Annotated in this window: 14 protein-coding genes, 1 tRNA gene and 1 rRNA gene; 6 read left to right on the top strand and 10 right to left on the bottom strand. The window is 62.5% G+C overall.

Features of this window, described 5'->3' with window-relative positions; genetic code table 11:
* Window positions 1-199 precede the first annotated feature (199 nt).
* On the top strand, window positions 200-1,873 hold the full coding sequence (mutL, locus tag QZ269_RS08945) for a DNA mismatch repair endonuclease MutL (RefSeq protein ID WP_291426367.1): 1,674 nt from the start codon (window positions 200-202) through the stop codon (window positions 1,871-1,873).
* A 77-nt stretch (window positions 1,874-1,950) separates the two neighbouring features.
* A complete protein-coding gene (gltX, locus tag QZ269_RS08940) occupies window positions 1,951-3,387 on the top strand; it encodes a glutamate--tRNA ligase (RefSeq protein ID WP_291426366.1) in 1,437 nt (478 codons plus the stop codon).
* Window positions 3,388-3,488: 101 nt separating this feature from the next.
* Here the strand turns inward: gltX and QZ269_RS08935 are convergent.
* Window positions 3,489-3,565, bottom strand: a tRNA-Pro gene (locus QZ269_RS08935).
* A gap of 74 nt (window positions 3,566-3,639) precedes the next feature.
* On the opposite strand from QZ269_RS08935, the gene QZ269_RS08930 reads away from it, so the two are divergent.
* Window positions 3,640-4,875 carry an aminopeptidase gene (locus QZ269_RS08930; protein WP_291426365.1) on the top strand — a complete coding sequence of 412 codons (1,236 nt, stop codon included), beginning with the start codon at window positions 3,640-3,642 and terminating at the stop codon, window positions 4,873-4,875.
* Window positions 4,876-5,114: 239 nt separating this feature from the next.
* On the opposite strand, the gene QZ269_RS08925 is transcribed toward QZ269_RS08930, so the two are convergent.
* The 3 genes from QZ269_RS08925 to QZ269_RS08915 form a co-directional block, all read right to left on the bottom strand.
* Window positions 5,115-6,344 (bottom strand): PLP-dependent transferase, encoded by a 1,230-nt coding sequence (locus QZ269_RS08925; RefSeq protein WP_291426364.1) that lies wholly within the window; start codon window positions 6,342-6,344, stop codon window positions 5,115-5,117.
* Window positions 6,345-6,415: 71 nt separating this feature from the next.
* Window positions 6,416-6,658 carry a hypothetical protein gene (locus QZ269_RS08920; RefSeq protein WP_291426363.1) on the bottom strand — a complete coding sequence of 81 codons (243 nt, stop codon included), beginning with the start codon at window positions 6,656-6,658 and terminating at the stop codon, window positions 6,416-6,418.
* Window positions 6,642-7,328, bottom strand: a complete 687-nt coding sequence (locus QZ269_RS08915; protein ID WP_291426362.1) for a Bax inhibitor-1/YccA family protein — start codon at window positions 7,326-7,328, stop codon at window positions 6,642-6,644. Before QZ269_RS08915 ends, QZ269_RS08920 begins: the two co-directional genes overlap by 17 nt.
* A gap of 137 nt (window positions 7,329-7,465) precedes the next feature.
* On the opposite strand from QZ269_RS08915, the gene msrB reads away from it, so the two are divergent.
* Window positions 7,466-7,933, top strand: a complete 468-nt coding sequence (gene msrB / locus QZ269_RS08910; RefSeq protein WP_291426361.1) for a peptide-methionine (R)-S-oxide reductase MsrB — start codon at window positions 7,466-7,468, stop codon at window positions 7,931-7,933.
* Window positions 7,934-8,122: 189 nt separating this feature from the next.
* Here the strand turns inward: msrB and QZ269_RS08905 are convergent, their stop codons facing one another.
* On the bottom strand, window positions 8,123-8,503 hold the full coding sequence (locus QZ269_RS08905; RefSeq protein WP_291426360.1) for a hypothetical protein: 381 nt from the start codon (window positions 8,501-8,503) through the stop codon (window positions 8,123-8,125).
* 12 nt (window positions 8,504-8,515) lie between these two features.
* The gene (locus QZ269_RS08900; protein WP_367272257.1) at window positions 8,516-10,441 is read right to left on the bottom strand and encodes a phosphodiester glycosidase family protein; all 1,926 of its coding nucleotides are present in this window, start codon (window positions 10,439-10,441) and stop codon (window positions 8,516-8,518) included.
* 103 nt (window positions 10,442-10,544) lie between these two features.
* On the opposite strand from QZ269_RS08900, the gene QZ269_RS08895 reads away from it, so the two are divergent.
* Window positions 10,545-11,030 (top strand): EVE domain-containing protein, encoded by a 486-nt coding sequence (locus tag QZ269_RS08895; RefSeq protein WP_291426359.1) that lies wholly within the window; start codon window positions 10,545-10,547, stop codon window positions 11,028-11,030.
* Window positions 11,031-11,365: 335 nt separating this feature from the next.
* Window positions 11,366-11,497 carry a hypothetical protein gene (locus QZ269_RS08890; RefSeq protein WP_291426358.1) on the top strand — a complete coding sequence of 44 codons (132 nt, stop codon included), beginning with the start codon at window positions 11,366-11,368 and terminating at the stop codon, window positions 11,495-11,497.
* A gap of 236 nt (window positions 11,498-11,733) precedes the next feature.
* On the opposite strand, the gene ilvA is transcribed toward QZ269_RS08890, so the two are convergent.
* From ilvA to QZ269_RS08870, 4 genes are all read right to left on the bottom strand, one after another.
* Window positions 11,734-13,284 (bottom strand): threonine ammonia-lyase, biosynthetic, encoded by a 1,551-nt coding sequence (gene ilvA, locus QZ269_RS08885; protein WP_291426357.1) that lies wholly within the window; start codon window positions 13,282-13,284, stop codon window positions 11,734-11,736.
* A 488-nt stretch (window positions 13,285-13,772) separates the two neighbouring features.
* Entirely contained in the window at window positions 13,773-14,741 is a 969-nt protein-coding gene (locus QZ269_RS08880) for a class I SAM-dependent methyltransferase (RefSeq protein ID WP_291426356.1), read from the bottom strand.
* Window positions 14,734-15,189 carry a YdcF family protein gene (locus tag QZ269_RS08875; RefSeq protein WP_291426355.1) on the bottom strand — a complete coding sequence of 152 codons (456 nt, stop codon included), beginning with the start codon at window positions 15,187-15,189 and terminating at the stop codon, window positions 14,734-14,736. Before QZ269_RS08875 ends, QZ269_RS08880 begins: the two co-directional genes overlap by 8 nt.
* 239 nt (window positions 15,190-15,428) lie before the next feature.
* Window positions 15,429-15,506: ribosomal RNA gene (locus QZ269_RS08870) — 16S ribosomal RNA — on the bottom strand; the annotation flags it as partial.

Genomic DNA, 15,506 nt, shown 5'->3' with positions numbered 1-15,506 from the left:
AATGAACGGAGCGGCGGTGTTTTTCCGACGTGCCCATAAGTCGGAGAACTGCTCTAAGCAGAGTCCGTAGTGGACGGCGCTCCGTATGATCCCCACTTTCAGCCGCATTGGGAGCCGCGCCCCTGTTTCACATCGGGGACTTGATATGCTCTGAACAGAATCAGGCCGCGTCCCCTACCGCCCGGTTCTTACCTTTCCTATGCCGCCGCTGACCCGTCCCATTGCCGTTTTGCCGCCAGCAGTCGCCCGACTGATCGCGGCGGGCGAGGTCGTGTCTCGCCCGCTCGACGTGGTGCGCGAGCTGGTCGAAAATGCGCTGGATGCTGGGGCCACCCGTATAGAAATTGGGGTCGAGGGCGGCGGCCTGAAGTTGGTGCAGGTGCGCGACAATGGCTGCGGCATTCCCGCGCAATCGGTGGCGTTGGCGGCGGTGAGGCACGCGACCAGCAAACTGGAACCGGAAGTCCGGGCGGTGGAACAGGTAACGACACTGGGCTTCCGGGGTGAGGCGCTCTGGGCAGCGGCTCAGGCGGGCGAACTGCAACTGGTCACGCGGCCCGCCGCTCAGCTCGGCGCGGCGCAGGTGCAGGCCCAGGGCGAACAGGTCAGCGTCACGCGCCTGTCGGCCCCGGCAGGCACCACAGTCAGCGTGCGCGGGCTGTTCGGGGCGCTTCCGGCCCGGCTGCGAACCCAGTCGGCCCCCGCCACCGAAATCCGCGAAATCACGGCGCTCGTCGGGCGTTATGTGCTGCACCACCCGCAGCTGTTCTGGCGGCTGACCGTGGACGGCGAAGTCCGGCTGACCCACGCCCCCGCCGACTTCAGGGGGGCAGTCGCCAGCATTTACGGCCCGGTCAGCGCCAACCGCGTGCTGAACGTGAGCCGTGCAGGAACCAGTGGCATAAGCGTTAGCGGCGTGGTTTCCCGCCCGGAACTGACCAGGGCCCGGCGTGACCGCATGCACCTGAGCATCAACGGGCGGCCCGTGCTGGCCCCGCCAGAGCTGGAAAGGGCCGTCATCGAGGGATACGGCGAACTGCTGCCCGCTGGCGCGGCCCCGCTGTGCGTGCTGAATCTGGAAGTGTGCCCAGCAGACCACAATCCCAATGTTCACCCAGCCAAGCAGGTCGTGGCGCTGGCCGACTTGCCGGGCGTGGCCGAGCAGGTACGGCAAGCGGTGGCCGCGGCCCTGGCCGAGCATCCACTGGCCCGCGCCGCCCCGGCCCTGATCGCCCCGCCGACGCCCGGCGAAACGCCGCGTACGGATCAGTTTCCCGAACTGACGCTGGTAGGGGTGTATCAGGAGCTGTATCTGCTGGCCGAGGGCGAGGGCGACCTGTGGATTGTCGATGCCCACGCCGCCCACGAACGCGCCCTGTTCGAGCGCCTGAGCCGCGAGCTGGCTGCCGCGACGCCCGCCGAACTGCCCGAGCCGGAGCTGCTGCATCTGACCCCCGAACAGACCGCCCGCCTGCACGAACGCGGCCCCGAACTGGCGAACTGGGGCCTCAACATCGAGGATTTTGGGGCGGGACTGGCCCGGCTACGCACCGTTCCCGCAGCACTGGCCGCCCTGCCGGTGCCGAGGCTGTACGAGCAGATTGTCGAAACCGCGTTGGGCGACAGTCCCGACCCCCGCCGTGAGGTGCTGGGGCGGCTGGCCTGTGCGCCCGCCCTAAAAGCCGGAATGATCGACCAGGTCAGGGGTGAGCGGGTGCTGGCCGCGCTCCGGGCCTGCGACCACCCCTGGGCCTGCCCGCACGGACGCCCCACCGTGCTGCGCCTCAGCGAACGCGACCTGGCCCACACGTTCGGGCGGCGCAGCGTGCGCGACGTGGCCCGGGGCCGCGACCAGCGCCCACTGAAGAAGTGAAGCAGTAGGGAAGACGTAGAGGGGAGGCAGCAGGCCGCCTCAGCAGCAGTCAGCGGCCACGCCGTATCCTGTCTCTCATGTCTGCTTCTTCTGCCCCGCGCGTAACCCGCATTGCTCCTAGTCCCACCGGCGACCCGCACGTCGGCACCGCCTACATCGGCCTGTTCAACTACACGCTGGCCCACCAGTCGGGTGGCAAATTCATCCTGCGAATCGAGGACACCGACCGGGGCCGTTACGTCGCCAGCAGCGAACAGCGCATCTTCGACATGATGGCCTGGCTGGGCCTGACCCCCGACGAAAGCCCCTTGCAAGGTGGCCCCAACGGGCCTTACCGCCAGTCCGAGCGCTTCGGGCTGTACGGCGACTATGCCCGGCAGCTGGTCGAGTCGGGCCACGCCTACTACGCCTTCGAGACGCCCGAGGAACTCGCCGCCCGGCGTGAAACCGCCCAGCAAGAAGGCCACGTCATCGCCATTCCCAGCCGTGACCTGGCCCCCGCCGACGCAAAAAAGCGGGTAGAGGCGGGCGAGGCGGCGGTTATTCGCCTGAAGGTGCCCCGCGACGGCGAAACGGTGGTCAACGACCGGCTGCGCGACCCAATTCACTTTGCCAACAAGGAAATCGACGACAAGGTGCTGCTCAAGGCCGACGGCTACCCGACCTACCACCTGGCGAACGTAGTGGACGACCGACTGATGGGCGTGACGCACGTAGTTCGCGCCGAGGAATGGATCACCAGCACGCCCATTCACGCGCTGCTCTACCGCGCTTTCGGCTGGCCGGAACCCGTGTTCGCGCACATGCCGCTGCTGCGAAACGCCGACAAATCCAAGATCAGCAAGCGCAAGAACCCCACCAGCGTCGAGTGGTATCAGCAGCAGGGCTACTTGCCTGAAGCCATGCTCAACTTTCTGGCGACGATGGGCTGGACGCACCCAGAAGGTCAGGAAATCTTTAGTCTGGCCGAGTTTCAGCGGGTCTTTAAGCTCGAGGACGTGACGCTGGGCGGCCCAGTTTTCAGTCAGGAAAAGTTGCGCTGGTACAACGGCAAATACCTGCGCGAAGTGCTGAGTGACGAAGAAGTCGCCCGGCGACTACACGACTTCCTGGCCCAGCAAAAGACCGACTTGCCCAACGACGACTACTTCCGCGCCGTCACCAGACTGATGACGCCGCGCATCGAGGTTTTCAGCGAATTTATGGACAAGACCGGGTACTTCTGGTCGGAGAATTACCTGGTAGACGAGAAGGCCCAGAAAGCCATCGACGCGGGCCAGGAGCTTTTGCCGCAGCTGGCAGCCAGACTTAAGACTCTGCCGGAGTTCGGGGCCGACAGTATCAAGCAGCTGTTCCACGACTACGCCGGAGAAAAGGGCCTGAAGCTGGGCAAGGTGATGCCCCCCGTCCGCGCCGCCGTCGCCGGAACGATGGAAAGCCCCGACCTTCCCGACCTGCTGGCAACGCTGGGCCAGGAGCGCGTGGTGGCGCGCCTGAACAAAGCCGTCCAATAAGAGCGGCTCATCAATTTGGGGCCACCTGCATTTTCAGCCAATGCAGGTGGCCTCTAGCTATAGGCAAAAGAAAAACTCCCCTTTTCAGGAGAGTCTCTTGCTGGTCGAGGCGGCGAGATTCGAACTCACGACCCCTACCACCCCAAGGTAGTGCGCTACCAGGCTGCGCTACGCCTCGTCAAGCCAGCCACAGAAATATACGTGGTCAGGGGGCATCCGTCAAGGGACAGTCCGGGCGCTATGCTAACGGCTATGAGTCTGAGTTTTGAACAGAAGTTGCAGAACTACGCCCGCCTCGCCGTGCAGGTCGGTCTGGGAGTTAAGCCGGGCCAGCGCGTGCTGGTGCAGGCCCCGGTAGACACGGCGCCGCTGGCCCGCGCCGTGGTACGTGAAGCCTACGCTGCGGGCGCGAGCTTTGTGGACGTGCGCTGGGACGACGACGACGTGCAGCTGGCCCGCTTCGAGCTGGCCCCCGACGGCACCTTTGAGCAGATCAGCCGGTGGCGCGTAGACGCCGAGACCGAAACCGCCGAGGCGGGCGGCGCGGTCATGGCCATCCGGGCGACCAACCCGAACCTGCTGGGCAACGTCGATCAGGCGCGGGTCGCGGCGTACCAGAAAGCCTGGGCGACCTACCGCCGCCCCTACACGGCCAAAGTGATGACCAACCGCTTGAACTGGAGCCTCATCAGTGCGCCGGTGCCGGACTGGGCCACCCTGATGTTCCCCGACGCCAGCGCTAGCCAAGCCGTCGAGAAGCAGTGGGACGCCATTTTTGCCGCTGTGCGGGCCGACCAGCCCGATCCGGTGGCCGCGTGGCAAGAGCACCTCGGCGCCCTTAAACGCCGCCGCGAAACACTGACGGCCAAACAGTACGCCGCGCTGCACTTTCAGGGAGGCGACACCGACCTGACCGTGGGCCTCGCCGACGGCCATATCTGGGGCGGGGGCAGCGCCGATACCCCCAGCGGCATTACCTTTACCGCCAACATTCCCACCGAGGAAGTCTGGACCGCGCCGCACCGTGAGCGGGTAGAGGGCGTGGTGGTCAGCAGCAAACCGCTCAGCTACCAGGGCGTGCTGATCGACGGCATCCGCATTGAGTTTAAGAACGGGCGAATCACGGCGGCTAGCGCCAGCCGGGGCCAGGACACCCTGCTCAAGATGATCGACACCGACGAGGGCAGCCACCGCCTGGGAGAAGTGGCGCTGGTGCCCCATAGCAGCCCGATCAGCCGCTCGGGTCTGTTCTTCTACAACACGCTGTATGACGAAAACGCCGCCTCGCATATCGCCATCGGCAGCGCGTACCGCTTTAACGTGGAAGGCGGCATCGACATGAGCCCCGAAGACTTCAACGCGGCGGGCGGCAACGACAGCCTGACGCACGTAGACTGGATGATCGGTAGCTCCGAGATGAACGTAGACGGCCTGACCAGGGACGGCCACCGCGAACCCGTGATGCGTAGCGGCGAATTCGTGATCTGATACGGACTGCCCGCCGCTTGCATCTGGTTCTTTCAGATTCGCTCCGAGAGGATGCGAGAAGGCAAAATACGGATTACGCTCAATTCTGGTACAGCCGGTGTCTTTATTGGTCAGAGTGGCACCCAGGAAGGGGCCTGACCGCCAAACCCGTATGAAGGCGTGATGTCGGGAAAAGCAAAGGGCGCCAGGGCGGAGGGGAACCTCCAACTCTGGCGCCCTTTTTTTATCCTCCTAGCAGCTCAAAGCGCCTGCTCGATGTCCGCCTTCAGGTCTGCGAGGGCTTCGACGCCCACGCTCATGCGGATGGTTTTGGCTGTGACCCCAGCCGCGAGGCGGGCCGCTTCGGGAATGCGCCCATGGGTAGTTGTCCAGGGATGCACCACCAGGGTCCGCACGTCCCCCAGATTCGGGGCGATTCGCAGCACCTTGAGGCGGCTCAAGAAGGCCGAGGGGTCGTCTACCTCAAAAGTTACGACGGCGCCGCTGCCGTGCCGGAGGTACTTCTGGGCCAGGTGATAGTGCGGGTGATCGGGCAGCCCAGCGTAACTGACTCCGCCGACACCTGGGTGGGTCTGAAGCCACTGCGCCAGTGCCAGCGCGTTGTCGCACTCGCGGCTCAGGCGCAGGGCCAGCGTCTCGAAGCCCTGCGCAAGCAAAAAGGCGCTGTGCGGCGAGACCACCATGCCGAGCTGCTGCACGCCCAGCCAGCGCTGTTTCCAGGCCAGGGCCTGAGCACCACGCAGCTTCAGGACGCTGTTTTCGCCGCCGTCGGTAAAGCCCGGAATACGGCTCAGGTCATGCCCCGTGCCCACCGTCACGCTGCCGCCCATGACGCTGCCGTGCCCGCCTGCCCACTTGGTGAGCGAGTTGGTTACGATATCGGCCCCGAAGCTCAGCGGACGGCACAGGTAGCCCGCCCCGCCGCAGGTGTTGTCGATGGCGAGCAGTGCGCCGCGCTCGTGGGCAATCTGCGCCAGCGCCCCGATGTCGGCGATATCGCCCGAGGGGTTGGCGATCATCTCGGCCCAGATCAGGCGCGTATTGTCCTGCATCGCGGCGCGAATGGCGCCGGGATGGTTCTCGACCAGGGTGGCCCGAATGCCCATCAGCGGCAAGATGTTATTGAGCATCCCCGTGGAACCCCCGAACAGGCTCGACGACGCCACGATATGATCTCCGGCGCGGCACACGCTGAGGATGGCCGTGAAACTTGCCGCCTGCCCACTCGCCAGCGCCACCGTCGCTGCGCCGCCTTCCAGGGCCGTCACGCGGTCTTCCAGGGCCTCTACCGTCGGGTTTTGCAAGCGGGCGTAACTTAGGCCGGTATTCAGCTGAAACTCGCTCTGGGCTTCCTCTAGTGTGTCGAATTGAAAGGCGGCCACCGCGTGAATCGGAAAGCCGATGGACTCGCCCAGCCCACGGGGAATGCTGGTTTGCACGGCTAAAGTTTCGTAATCCCAATCGTTCATAGCGCCATGCTAATTCCACATGCCAGAAAAACTCCGGCCCTGTCCACAATAGTGACGGGCCGGGCAGTCAGTTAGAGGCGGCTTAGACGGACTGCCGCACCACTCTGCCACAGTCGGGAAGGCCGCTGCCTGCGGCTCCACACCGCCCAGTCCGTCTGTTGTTCCTCCTCGCGTCCGCCCGGAGTGATGCGGGAGTGTACCGAATCAACCAGCCGTCCGTATAAGGTGTCGCCCAGCGCTACATCAAAGCCGCCCGAACCATTGCCGGGCGGCTTGAATAAAACGGCGTACAGCTGCTTAGCGGCGTCCGCCACCCACGATTCGCAGGATGAACAGGAAGATGTTAATAAAATCGAGGTACAGCGAGAGCGCACCGTTGATCGCGGCTTTCTCGGCGTGTTCGCCCGTCACGCCGCTGAGGGCGAGGTTACGCAGCATCTGGGTGTCGTAGGCAGTCAGCCCGGCGAAGAGCAGCACGCCGACCACGCTTAGGCCCAGCACCAGTGCGCTGCTATGGATGAACATGCTGACAATCATGGCGACCAGCAGGCCGATAACCGCGAACATGAAAAAGCGTCCCATAACGCTCAGGTCTTTTTTGATGACGAACCCGGCGACGCTCATCAGCGCGAAGGTCACTGCCGTGGTCGCGAAAGCCGAGATAACGGCGGCGGGTGAGTAGGCGAAGAACAGTGAACTGAAGGTCAGGCCCGTAAGGGCAGCGTAGGCAATAAAAAGCATCCCGGCCAGCGAAGCACTCATGCGCTGAGACAGACCGCTGAGCACAAAGACCAAGGCTAGCTGTGCCAGCATCAGCGGCAGTCTGAGGTGCATTACCTGCACCGCGAGGTCAGAGTTCTGGGCAGTGATGAAGGCGACACCCGCAGTAAGAGCCAGCCCCGCCGACATCCAGGAATAGGTACGGGCCATGAAGGTGCGGACAAGATCCGCCGTGCGTCCAGTGGTGGTGGGGTAGGTTTGCATCACCTTACGATACGCGGTTGGCCTGCTCAAAGTTTCCGGGCTACTTCTGCCTTTATCCAGCAGTGATCCGGGGAGCATCCGGGGGTCGAGAGAAGCGCGTTACGGTCAGCCCCAGCAGGCATTGTTTATGCTGCGGTATGACTAAGCCTAACCCTGCCGCCGATTTCGTTAAGCCGTCCGACGCCGAACTGCGCCAGAAGCTGACGCCCGCGCAGTATCAGGTGACCCAGCATGAAGGCACCGAACGTGCTTTCAGCGGTGAATACTGGGATCACACCGAAGAAGGACTGTACGTGGACGTGGTTTCTGGCGAACCCCTCTTTTCCTCGCTCGACAAGTACGATGCGGGCTGCGGCTGGCCCAGCTTTACCCGTCCGGTTCCTACCATTAACCTGACGGAAAATACCGATTACAAGATCGGCTATGCCCGCACGGAAGTCCGTTCGCCCGTGGCTGACTCCCACCTGGGGCATGTTTTTCCGGACGGTCCCCAGGCGGCGGGGGGGCTGCGCTACTGCATCAATTCGGCGGCCCTGCGCTTTGTGCCGGTTCGTGAGCTAGAAGACCAGGGATACAGCGCCTATCTGCCCCTCTTCAAGAAATAATACGGACTTGCCGTCTGTGGCGTTGATCACCCCCAGAGACGCCGCGTTGCCAACTGTACGCCCGGAACCCGCTTTTCTCCTGCTCGCTCTGGGGCGCAGCTTTACGAGTCCGCTTTCACCAGCAGCTTTGTCTACTTACCCTGTTCGGGGCAGAGGGTTCGTCACGGGTTCAGTCCTGGAAGCTGCCGGTCAGAGTTCGCTGAAAATAATCAGGGTGCCGTGTTTGCTGCCGATCTTGTTCATCACGGTGACTACGTACTGGTCTATGCCGTCACTGGTAAAGCCGGTACTTCCTGCCTTCCAGGGATCGGTGCGCTTCCAGCCTTTGTAGTGCGACAATCTGTTTTGCACCGTGGCCTTGGATTCGCCGGAAAGGGCGCAGCGGGTGTGCTGGTTGCCTAATTTGCCCGGATAGGGGGCCGGTCTGAGGTTGGCCGATTTGATCACGCGGCCAAGCACGAACGCGCCTTTGCCGCTCAGGGCCTGTACAGGCACCAGCGTCAGCAGGGTCAGCGTCAGTAGAGTCAGGCCCGGCACAGTCGGGGGGCCGCCGAGGACAGTTTTGCTCATGTTAGACCTCCGTTATTTGGCGCGTGCCGTCGGGGTTCTGGGCACAAAGACAATGGCATTAGGCACGCGCTGGCTCCAGACGGTATTCAGGTAGCCGCCCAGATTGGCAAAGCCGCTGGTGGTGTACACCGAAGCGCTGCTGCCGCTGTCCATACGCACGGCGTCGCGCACCCCGGCGGCAGCCAGGGCAGCGGCAAAAGCCTCGGGAGTGCCATATTCAAAGTAGGCCAGGGTCGGTTTGCCGTCCAGGGTTCCTACGGCGACCTGCCGGGTCGGACGCCAGATGCCCGCCAAGGTGTCGAACTTCTCACGCGCCGGATTGAGCGCCACCCTGCCGCCGGACACCAGCAGCGGCCCGGCGCTTAGGGCGTCTTGCACAGTGTCCCACGGGGCGTCGGCAGCGTTCCAGGCCAGAGCCGTGTTCAGCGGCTGCCCGGCTGTGCGAGGCAACTGGGGAAAGCGGGCCGGGTCAAAGGTTACGGCCAGCGTTCCGGCAGGCGGCACGACCCGCCCGGTCAAGGCGTTCTGCACTGCGCTTCCCCCCAGCGACAGGTAGAGTGTGGTTAGCCCGTCGGTCCCTACCGCTGTCTGACCGTCGCCCACGAACGCACAGAGCAGGTCGTGCCGGACTTTGGCCCCGACCGTATTAATGATCATGCTTCCGAAAGGCCCGCTCAGCACGTAGCGGGGTCGCGGATATCCGAAAAGCGTGTCGCCCGCTGCCGTGAATCCCACCGTGGCGCGGCGTTCCAGGCTCGGGGAGACCATCAGACCGTCTTTGACAATCAGATCGACCGGCAAAAAGCTGGCTGTGTCGAAGTATCCACCGTTGACTCCGGCCACTCCTCCCACACTTTTGACCAGGGTGGCGAGGTCGGCGGCCTTACCGCTGGGGGCATTGACCACTCGTGCCTGATAACGGGCTGGGTCGAAGCTCAGCAGGTGCAGGGTGCCCCGGTTGCTGTAAGTCACGCCTGACGGCAGGCTGTCGGAGTTGATGGGCGGCGGCACCGTGTCGCTTAGTAGCGTGGTCGTATCGACCACCACGCGGGCGGGGTTGTCGAGGGTAAAGACCTCACTGACCCCGCCGCCTGTCGGAAGTTGCACGGTTGCGCCTGCCAGGCCCGGTGTGACGCTCAGCAGTTCGCCCGATTGCAGCGTCTGACTGACTGCCGAGGCACTAACCGCGCCGAGCAAAATACTCAGCCCTGCTTTCTGGCGTGTGATGGTCTGCGCCGCCGGGCCGGTCAGTTCCATAACCACGCGCTGCACCTCGACATTGCGGTGAAGCGTGTGGCTGACGCGGATGCTGTTCAGGTTGGCGACCGGGTGTGAGGGCTGGTTCTGTGCAAGCTGGTTCTGTGCAAGCTGCGTCTGTGGGAACGGGGCCGCGCCCTGTGGCATAGGGCCGCCCTGACTGGGGCCTACCCCTGCTTGAGCCGGAGCCGGGGAACTAGCGGGGGCGGGGGGCGCAGGCAGTGCGGGCGCGGCAGAAGGCTGGCTGGACGGCGGCAGCGTAACTGTGGGCACCAGCGCCGGAGGGGCAAAATTCAGTGTCGTCGGGGTGTCGCTCAGCACCCGCACCCCCAGCTGTTGCAGGGCGTCCAGCGGCACGTACAGGCTGCCGTTCAGACTGTAGGGCGGGGTGAGGGGGCTGCTACTGCGTATTCCTCTGGTCTGCCAGCCGCTTTCGGGAGCGTAATGAAGTTCGCGTGAGCCGTAGACCAGTCGCAGGTCGCGTGGATCGTTCCGCACGCTGACGCCCAGGCGCGGCAGACTCCAAACGGGTAGCATCTCTGTGCCTTGCAAGACGCGCGAATCGACGGCAGCTGCCTGGGCTGCCCCGCCAATTGCCACCGAACGGGCCTGCCCCACTGTTGCCAGGGTGCTGCCCAGCAAGACTGCTCCCGATACCCACCACTTCCAGACCAACTTCACATAAGCGAGTTTATACCAACCTCTGTGGTCGTGGGGTTCTCCCAAACAAGAACATGGGTTGCTCGGGGCCGGTATTTTTTGCTGTTCGCTGTACCCTAGGGCGGTGACGCCCCCCCCTGAACGATTCTGGCTCCTGAAATCCGAACCCGATGTGTTCGGGTACGCCGATCTGGTGGCGGCGGGACGTGAACCCTGGAACGGCGTGCGCAACTATCAGGCCCGCAATGTTTTGCGCCAGATGCGGGCGGGCGACCTCGGGCTTTTCTACCACTCCAACGCCCGGCCAGCGGGCATCGCCGGGGTGCTGCGCGTTACGCGGGAAGCGTGGCCCGACAACTTGCAATTCGACCCGGCCAGTCCGTTTTACGATCCCAAATCTGACCCGGCCAGCCCGCGCTGGAGCATGGTCGAGGTCGAGGCGGTGGCGGCGTTCCCGGCTGTTCTTCCGCTGGCCCGTTTGCGGGAGCTATCCGAGTGGGCCGATTCGCCGCTGCTCCGCAAGGGCACGCGCCTGAGCGTGTTGCCTGTTTCGCCCGGACAGTTTCGCGCCGCGCTGGAGGCCGCCGGGCTTGATCCTGCCGCCTTCTGATACGGCCTCCGGTTAGGAGGTTTGCAAAACCCGTTCAATTCGCAAGAGGACTGTCGGGCGTGGGGTTGGCAACCCGGTGCCCTTGCGGGGCTGTTAAAACAGACGGCAGTCCATATGAACGGTCTGGTGTGCCGCTCGCCAGCCTTTGTCGCGGCTAACCCGCTGGCCACAGGCCCGCGAGTTCTGGGCTGATGGCGAGATTTATCTTTATGGTCGGCCTGCGCCCTGCCGGATGGCGTTAAGGCTGTTTTACGGCTGGATAGGCTGCGCTTTGGCTCATGCTCATTGTCATACTTGTCAAAGTCCTGTCAGGAATAAGCTGTCATAGTGCGTGCATGGAACTCCTTCTCGCGGCCCTGATCATCATGACTTCCCTCGTGCTGGCCTCCCGCCAGAAGCCTGAGCCACAGCAGCGTTTTGTGCCTGTTCCCGTGCGGGTGCAAAACCGTCGTCAGCGCCGCGACTGAACTGAATTTCATGGCATCTGGCCTAAAGATGCGGCACTTTTGACCACCTTTGCGCCAGGTGAGCAGGTAGACCCCCTACGGGTGGCACTGTGCCCAAGGCAACGAGTGAAAAAAGAGCAGGACGAATTTGTAAGGCTGTTTGTAAAGCTCTGGGCCAGAGAAGAGAGCGAAGTGGCAGTGCCTCTTTGGGCAAAGCGGCTCCTGCGGAATACTGGGGAGCCGCTTTGCCGTTTTTCTCAGGTCAGGAACAGGCGGTAACTGGAATTTTGCGTCATATCCTGCGACGGATAGCCGAGGCTTCCCAGAAACTGATCGAAGACGGCCAGCTCTTCATCAGGCACCTGGACGCCTGCCAGCACCCGCCCGAAGTCGCTGCCATGGTTGCGGTAGTGAAAGAGACTGATATTCCAGTCGGCCTTAAGCTGACTTAAAAATTGCAGGAGGGCGCCGGGCCGTTCGGGAAACGTGAAGGAGTAAACCCGTTCGTTCACGGCCTCGGGTGCCCGTCCGCCGACCATGTAGCGCACATGAATTTTGGCGAGTTCGTCGTCGGTCAGGTCGCTGACGGCGTAGCCCAGACTTTGCAGGCTATCTACGATTTCGTAGCGTTCTCTGGCGTTCCCGAGTTGCAGCCCCACGAAGATTCTGGCGTCGGTACGCGGGGCGTAGCGGTAGTTGAATTCGGTGATGGCCCGGTTGCCGATCACCTGAATAAATTGCAGGAACGCGCCGGGCTGTTCCGGAATCGTGACGGCCAGAATCGCCTCTTTCTGTTCGCCGATTTCGGTGCGCTCGGCCACGTGCCGCAGGCGGTCAAAGTTCATATTTGCGCCGCTGGCAATGGCGACCAGGGTTTGCGGCGGCAGGTCGCTCCCGGCTGCGTATTTTTTCAGGCCCGCCAGCGCCAGCGCCCCGGCGGGTTCCATCACGGCGCGGGTGTCGTCGAAGATATCCTTCAGGGCCGCGCAAATCTCGTCGGTGCTCACCCGAACCCACTCGTCTACATACCGCGCCGCCAGAGCCAGGGTGTATTCGCCCACCTGTTTGACCGCCACGCCATCGGCAAAAATACCTACCGTCTCCAGCCGCAACCGTTCGCCTGCCTGCACACTCTGGAACATAGCGTCGCTATCCTCAGTCTGCACGCCGACTATCTTGATTTCAGGTTTCAGGGCTTTGAGTACCCCGGCCACACCTGAAATCAGCCCGCCGCCGCCCACCGGTACGAACACGGTAAAAGCCTCATCATCCACTTGCCGCAGCAACTCCAGCCCAATTGTGCCCTGTCCTGCCAGAACATAGGGGTCGTCGTAGGGGTGCACGAAGGTCAGGCCGCGTTCGTGCTGCACTGTGAAGGCGTAGCTTTCGGCGTCGCTGAAGCTGTCGCCGTGCAAAACGACCTCAGCCCCGCGTGACCGACAGGCCTGGACTTTAATTTCCGGGGTGGTCACGGGCATGACGATCACGGCTTTCAGTCCGAGATGCTGCGCCGAGAAGGCCACTCCCTGCGCATGGTTGCCTGCCGAGGCGCAGATGACGCCCCGCGCCGCCTCTGCTGGCGAGAGCTGCGCCATCTTGTTGTAGGCCCCGCGCAACTTGAACGAGAAGATCGGCTGCTGATCCTCACGTTTAAGAACTACGCGGTGCCCCACTCTGGCGCTCAGGCGAGGCAGGGCATTGAGGGGGGTTTCCTGGGCCGCTCCATACACTTTGCTGGTCAGGGCTAGTCTCAATACGTCCATGGAGTCCAACAGTTCTGGAGTCCAGCTTTTTTCCTGTGTGGTCATTCTTTCTCCTTCGGCTGGCGCACAGCACCGGCGAACAAAAAAACCCCGCTGCTGTGCGGGGCGTCATGGCAGCGCGGCGGCTGTCAGGTGTGCCCTGACCCGCCGGTAATTCGCACTGTTTTCATGGCTGTACTATATCGGCTCTTGCCTTGCCGGGCCGGTCAATCGCGTAGACAGGTGTATCCTGACCGGTCGTAAGGACAACCAGGTTTGTCTTTACACCAACTGCTGATTGAACCGGGCAGCGTATGAATGTAGGGGTGACCCGGTGTTGAGGTCATGGTGAAACGGTCACGTGGCCAGGGCAACCGCAAAGTCGCAAAACTGAAGAATGAAGAGAAAGATTTCTGTTATAGACAGAATATATGGCTTGGAATTAAATATGACCGAGCGACAGAAACGGCCTTCTCCAGGGATGCATCAGAAGCAATTTGATCCGGGTTCAAAATTGAACCGACTTTGCGGAAGCCTTGGTCACGTGGCCGTACCTAGTCCAGCGACCAGACCTGCACCTTCAGGTGAGTGCCACCCGGATAGTCCTGGCCTATGGGCAGGCTCTCGGTCAATCTGGCGCGTCGCCCGGCTTCATCTAGTCCCAGGCGGACCATACGCCCGAACAGGGCAGGGGAGACTCCTGCGTGATTCAGCAAAGCCAGGAGCCGCCCCCCCTGCGCCGTCACTCTGGCGGCCTGGAAAGCGAGGCGAGCATAGTCCTTTTCCGAACGCCAGACCCCGGCTTTACTCCGGGCAAAACTGGGCGGGTCGAGAATCACTAGGTCGAATTCATCGCCACGTTTGTCCAGGCGGTGCAGCCACTCAAAAACGTCACCATACAGAAAATCTGTATCTGGGGCATTCAGGCCGCTTAGTGCATAGTTTTCCTGTCCCCAGCTCAAGACCTTGCGTGACAGGTCCACGTTTTTGACGGTCTGTGCCCCCCCCAGGACTGCATTCAGGCCAAAACCGCAGGTATAGGCAAATGTATTCAGGACTCTGGCCGGGGCGTGTTGCCGTACCCAGGCACGGGCAGTACGGGCATCTGTAAACAGGCCGGTGCTCAGGTCGCTACTGGGCCGAATCAGAAAGGGGACGCCTTCTTCCAGCACCGTCAGTTCTGGCTGCTCGGTTCCCCATAGTGGTGTATTCGGGCTGAGGTGTTCCCGCTCTACATTCGCCAGGTGCCGCGCCTCCTGTGGACGGCGCTTGATATAGACCGCTTCCAGGTGTGCAGCAGTGGCGCACTCGGTTGCCAGTTGCGCTTCCTGGGCCGGACTCAGTTCGCTATAGAGACTCAGGATTCCGACTGGGCCGGTAATATCTAACGCAAAAGCCCCGCCGGTTTCGGTGGTATGGATTCCCCGGTAAATCGTGGTGCCCTGTGCTGGCAGCTCCTGCCTCTGGGCAATCAATGCGGCAAGGGAGACTGCTGTCACGCCTAGGTGAGAAGGCCTATCCACGCACACCAAGTAGGGTATAGGCCGTCAGTGCCAGCTTTTCGCGGAAGAGATAGCGCCAGTCTGGTCGGCGGCTCAGGGGCGAAGGGTTCGCATTGGCCTGAAGTCCTAGCGCCTGTGCAAGTGCCAGCGCACGGGGGGCGTGCGCCTCATCGGTCACCAGAGTCATGGGCGTACCGGGGGGCAGGTAGGTGCGGGCATTTTGCAGGTTTTCTACCGTCGTGCGGCTTTGTGTCTCGGCCAGCAACGCCTCTTTAGGCACACCGTTGGCCTGGAGATACTTGATCCCTACTTCGCCCTCCGTAAACGGGTCAGCGGGGCGGCGGCCACCAGTCACTACAATTTTTTCTATGCTTCCCGCACGGTACAGCTCCAGCGCATGATCCAGGCGGCGGCGGAAAGCTGGGCTGGGTTTACCGGCGTATTGCGCTGCGCCAAGAACTACAACCACAGGGTAGGGCGTTGCTGAAGCAACTTTCGGTAAGGGTAACACTACGAAACCCACCGTCAGACTCACCATCAGAGCAAACAGCATTAGGCTAAATTTTGGCTTCTGAATGGGCATAGATCAGAAGAGTAACACACGTCTAGATGCGGCGAATGACCATTGAGGGCCATAAAAAAGCCCCTGATTCTCTGTAAAGAGAATCAGGGGCTTTGAACGCATCTGGTGTTAGTAAAGTGACCTCGAAAGGAGGTGATCCAACCGCACCTTCCGGTACAGTTACCTTGTTACGACTTCACCCCAGTCATGTGCCACAGTCTAGA

It is taken from the genome of Deinococcus sp., assembly GCF_018260405.1.
In the GTDB taxonomy this organism is placed as follows: domain Bacteria; phylum Deinococcota; class Deinococci; order Deinococcales; family Deinococcaceae; genus Deinococcus.
Note: the sequence above shows the minus strand (reverse complement) of the source record. Positions and strands in the feature narration are given on the sequence as shown.

Bases quoted from the DNA above. Each gene is read 5' to 3' on its own strand.
- mutL (WP_291426367.1), top strand. From the start codon at position 200: ATGCCGCCGCTGACCCGTCCCATTGCCGTTTTGCCGCCAGCAGTCGCC.
- gltX (WP_291426366.1), top strand. From the start codon at position 1,951: ATGTCTGCTTCTTCTGCCCCGCGCGTAACCCGCATTGCTCCTAGTCCC.
- QZ269_RS08930 (WP_291426365.1), top strand. From the start codon at position 3,640: ATGAGTCTGAGTTTTGAACAGAAGTTGCAGAACTACGCCCGCCTCGCC.
- QZ269_RS08925 (WP_291426364.1), bottom strand. From the start codon at position 6,344: ATGAACGATTGGGATTACGAAACTTTAGCCGTGCAAACCAGCATTCCC.
- QZ269_RS08915 (WP_291426362.1), bottom strand. From the start codon at position 7,328: ATGCAAACCTACCCCACCACCACTGGACGCACGGCGGATCTTGTCCGC.
- msrB (WP_291426361.1), top strand. From the start codon at position 7,466: ATGACTAAGCCTAACCCTGCCGCCGATTTCGTTAAGCCGTCCGACGCC.
- QZ269_RS08905 (WP_291426360.1), bottom strand. From the start codon at position 8,503: ATGAGCAAAACTGTCCTCGGCGGCCCCCCGACTGTGCCGGGCCTGACT.
- QZ269_RS08890 (WP_291426358.1), top strand. From the start codon at position 11,366: ATGGAACTCCTTCTCGCGGCCCTGATCATCATGACTTCCCTCGTGCTG.
- ilvA (WP_291426357.1), bottom strand. From the start codon at position 13,284: ATGACCACACAGGAAAAAAGCTGGACTCCAGAACTGTTGGACTCCATG.